Source organism: Glycomyces buryatensis (assembly GCF_004912275.1).
Classification (GTDB): Bacteria; Actinomycetota; Actinomycetes; order Mycobacteriales; family Micromonosporaceae; genus Glycomyces; species Glycomyces buryatensis.
In genome coordinates, this window is the sequence record NZ_STGY01000072.1 from 155,602 (window position 1) to 159,242 (window position 3,641).

General features: G+C 67.8%; 4 protein-coding genes. 1 reads left to right on the forward strand and 3 read right to left on the reverse strand.

The features are described from left to right. Window positions 1–48: 48 nt before the first annotated feature. Both FAB82_RS21985 and FAB82_RS21990 read right to left on the reverse strand, forming a co-directional pair. Entirely contained in the window at window positions 49–1,521 is a 1,473-nt protein-coding gene (locus tag FAB82_RS21985) for an RICIN domain-containing protein (RefSeq protein ID WP_168801713.1), read from the reverse strand. Between the two features lie 298 nt (window positions 1,522–1,819). Beyond that, a complete protein-coding gene (locus tag FAB82_RS21990; RefSeq protein WP_136536702.1) occupies window positions 1,820–2,635 on the reverse strand; it encodes an SDR family NAD(P)-dependent oxidoreductase in 816 nt (271 codons plus the stop codon). 168 nt (window positions 2,636–2,803) lie between these two features. Here FAB82_RS21990 and FAB82_RS21995 point away from each other — a divergent pair, with 168 nt between their 5' ends. Further along, entirely contained in the window at window positions 2,804–3,427 is a 624-nt protein-coding gene (locus tag FAB82_RS21995; RefSeq protein WP_168801714.1) for a TetR/AcrR family transcriptional regulator, read from the forward strand. A gap of 16 nt (window positions 3,428–3,443) precedes the next feature. On the opposite strand, the gene FAB82_RS22000 is transcribed toward FAB82_RS21995, so the two are convergent. Then, on the reverse strand, window positions 3,444–3,641 hold a 198-nt coding region (locus tag FAB82_RS22000; protein WP_168801715.1), incomplete at its 5' end, for an RICIN domain-containing protein.

A 3,641-nucleotide genomic window follows, 5' to 3' on the forward strand; every position in this document is an offset into this window, starting at 1 on the left:
GGGCGGTCCCGGTCGGGACCGCCCCGCGCCCAGCGCGAACGGAACGTCCTAATAGGCGTTCTGCAGCGCCTCGTACTGCGCCGCGGTCAGCGGCAGGACCATGCCGTGGCGCGGTCTCCCCGGCAGGCTGTAGTTCGAGGAGGGCGTCCACTGGCCCCCGGCGAGGTTCGTCGTCTCGAACGGGATGTAGCCGCGGCCCCCGTACTCGTCGATGAACATGTACCACTTGTTCTCGGTGTTCGACTTGAACACGAGCGGGCCCTCGCCCTGGCTGATGGTGCCACTGCCGATGCACTCGCGCTGGAAGGCCCAGTTGGTGTTCGTCAACGTCGTCGAGGTCTCGGAGACGATGAACTTGCCGCACGAGGTGCCGCTGCGCTCGTCCTTGGTGTAGCGGTAGTACGTGCCGTTGTGCTGCATCACCGTCGAGTCGATGGTGGAGTATCCCTTGTCGACCCATACCTGCGGCGTGCTGAAGGTGCGGAAGTCGGTCGTGGTCGCGTACATCATCCGGTGGTAGCTGCTGCCCGAGTGGTCCGAGTTCGAGTACAGCTTCGAGGCCCAGTAGACGACGAAGGCGTTCCGCGCCGGGTCCCAGTACGCCTCGGGCGCCCAGGTGTTGCCCGCCGCGGGCGGCGAGACCTGCGCCAGGCGCGAGGAGGTCCAGGTGATCAGGTCGCTCGACTCCCATACGACCAGGGAACGGCTCCCATGCCGCTGGGCCCGGTCCCAGTCGCCGTTGCCGTAGATCCGCAGATCGGTGGCGATCATGTAGTACCGGCCGGTGTTCGGATGCTGCACGATGAACGGGTCGCGGGCGCCGCGCTCCCCCACCGTCGAGGTCGCGACGGGCCGGCCGCCGTTGAGCGCGTCGTACGCGAGCGGATTGTTGCCGCGGCTCAGTGCGAAGTAGACCTGCTCGCCGGCGGAGCTGCCTTCGCCGAGCATGTAGGAGAACAGGTAGCCGTAGGGCTCGGTGCCGCCGGAACTGCCGGCCGGCACCAGGCGCCACTGCTGGTTCGTCCCGCCGTTCGCCGTGTACTGGGAGACCCGTGCGCCCGAGGCGGTCGAGCGCTCCCAGACGTCGAGCGCCTTGCCCGAGAAGCGGCTGACGATCGAGTAGTAGCCGTCGGCGTTCTCCGTCAGCTTCCACTGCTGGTTCGTGCCGTTCAGGTCGTTCCACTGGACGATGTCGGCGCCGTTGGCCGTGCTCCATCCGGACACGTCGAGGACGTGTCCGGAGTGGCGGACCTGGATGCGGTAGTAGCCGCTGCCGGCGTCGATGAAGCGGAACTGCTGGCTCGCGCCGTTGTTGCCGGTGTTCTGGATCAACGCCGCGCCGGGCTGCGTCGAGGCGTTCGCGATGTCCAGGACGAGCCCGGAGTGCCGCGATTCGATGGTGTACCAGGTGGTCGTGTCGAAGGCGGCCTGAACGGGCGGGGCGGCGAAGAAGACGGCGGTCAGCGCGAGCGCCGCCGCAGCGGCCAGGCCCGAGAGGCGCCGACGGATGCGAAATGACATGGGGGAACTCCGAATCGTGCGGTGAGGGACGCGCGATTGCGGGCGGCAGACCGCCCCAAAAGCGTTCATAAATCTACATATATAAAACTATGAGCCTCCATAGTGTAAGCCTTGATGCGGGGCGAGTACAGGCTCTCCGGGAGGTGGTTTGCGGCCATGGCCGAGCACGATCGCGAGATCACACCCGGCCACGGCCGTACACCTCTACTCAGAACCGGTCACAGGCGGTCACAAGTCAGGCCTGGAGCAGGCGAACACCGAGCTGGATCCCCCCGGCCCGGTGTTCGCCTGAATCCGCCTACTTCGGGTCGGCCGAGCGGGCGGTCTTCTCCCAGGCCCGCCAGGTCTCCATGCGCCCTTCGTGGGCGGCGAGCACCAGGTCGTATCCCTGCGACGCGAGGATCAAGCGGGTAGGCGGCTCGGCCGCGTCGACGGCTTCGAACATGGCCTCGACGCTGTCCTCCGCGGTCGGCGTCGGACCGTTGCCCCAGTTCGCCATCGCATCGCGCAGCGGCTGGTACAGCGGGTTCGGCCGCGAGCGATTGGCGGAGGCGCCGGCCCAGTCGGTCGCGAAGCCGGACGGCTCGATCAACGTGGTCTTGATGCCGAATCCGGCGACCTCCCCGGCCAGCGCCTCGGTGAAGCCCTCCAGGGCCCACTTGGAGGCGTTGTAGACGCCCAGGCCCGGGAACGCGGTCACGCCGCCGATGCTGGAGACCTGCACGATGTGCCCGCCGCCCTGCTCGCGCAGCAGCGGGATCGCGGCCTGAGTGATCCACAGTGCACCGAAGAAGTTGGTCTCCATCTGCGCGCGGACCTCGTCCTCGGTCACCTCCTCGGTGGTTCCGAAGTGGCCGTAGCCCGCGTTGTTGACCACCACGTCGAGGCGGCCGAAGTGCCGGTGCGCGGCCTGGACGGCGGCGATGTCCGCGCTGCGGTCGTTGACGTCGAGCCGGATCGGCAGCACGGCGTCGCCGAAGCGGTCGCGCAGATCTTCCAGCGTGGCGGTGTCGCGGGCGGTGGCGGCGACCCGGTCGCCGCGCTCGAGTGCGGCGATGGTCCAGGAGCGGCCGAAGCCGCGGGAGGCGCCCGTGATGAGCCATGTCTTCGACATTTGGAAATCCCTTCAATGCTCCGGCGGAAGCCGGGAACGGTGTGGCGTCGGGACTCGCGTCAAGACGCCGTCGATGAGTTCACTATACGCCAAACATGTCTCACTGTGTCAAGTACGGCTTGGTGTGCTCAAGACGACTCTTCGTGTCGGGCGGTGTACGCTGGTGCCATGGAGGAGCCGAAGGTGGGGTTGCGTGAACGCACTCGCAACATGGTGCGAACCGAGTTGGCGCAGGCGGCCCTGAAGCTGTTTGTAGAGCAGGGCTTCGAAGCGACGACGATCGAACAGATCGCGGCGGCGACCGGTCTGTCCCGTCGCAGCTTCCACCGCTACTTCTCCAGCAAGGAGGACGTGTTCGGGCAGTGGTTCGTGGAGACGGGCCGGCAGCTCGCCGCGGCCCTGGAATCACGCCCGGCCGAAGAGCGCCCCTGGTTCGCGCTGCGCCGGTCCTTCGACGATCTCGTGCAGGGGTTGAGCGCCCGGCCCGAGTCGCTCCAGATCACCCGCATGATCCTGAATACCCCTGCACTGCATGCCACTCACCTGCATAAGCACGCACTCTGGCGGGACGCACTGGCCGACGTGCTCCAGCTCCGCCGGTCCGAGGACGGCCAGGAGCTGGGGCGGATCGCCGCGGTCGCGCTCGTCGGCGCCGCCCTGGCCGGTCTCGACTCCGCCCAGACCGAATGGGTCGCCGAAGACAACGAGCAGCCGCTCGGCGACCTGTTTGACCAGGCCATGAACGCCATCGCCCCGCTCACGGGCCCGGCCGAGCGGCACCCAAACGTTTGAACCGTGCTGTTTCGAGTCAGACGGCTTGGCGGGTGAAGCGCTGGTTGGCATTGCCGGTGTACGCCCACTGCGAGATGCGGGCACCGTCGGCGCTGGAGTATTCCCAGACGTCCATGGCCAGGCCGGACTGGCGGTTGATGAGGCTCACGACGCCACCGCCGTGCTCCGTGATCCGCCAGTGCTGGCTCGCGGCGCCGGTGTCGGCCCGCTGGGT

Coding starts and splice junctions, on each gene's coding strand:
- FAB82_RS21995 (WP_168801714.1), top strand. CDS start 2,804: ATGGAGGAGCCGAAGGTGGGGTTGCGTGAACGCACTCGCAACATGGTG.
- FAB82_RS21990 (WP_136536702.1), bottom strand. CDS start 2,635: ATGTCGAAGACATGGCTCATCACGGGCGCCTCCCGCGGCTTCGGCCGC.
- FAB82_RS21985 (WP_168801713.1), bottom strand. CDS start 1,521: ATGTCATTTCGCATCCGTCGGCGCCTCTCGGGCCTGGCCGCTGCGGCG.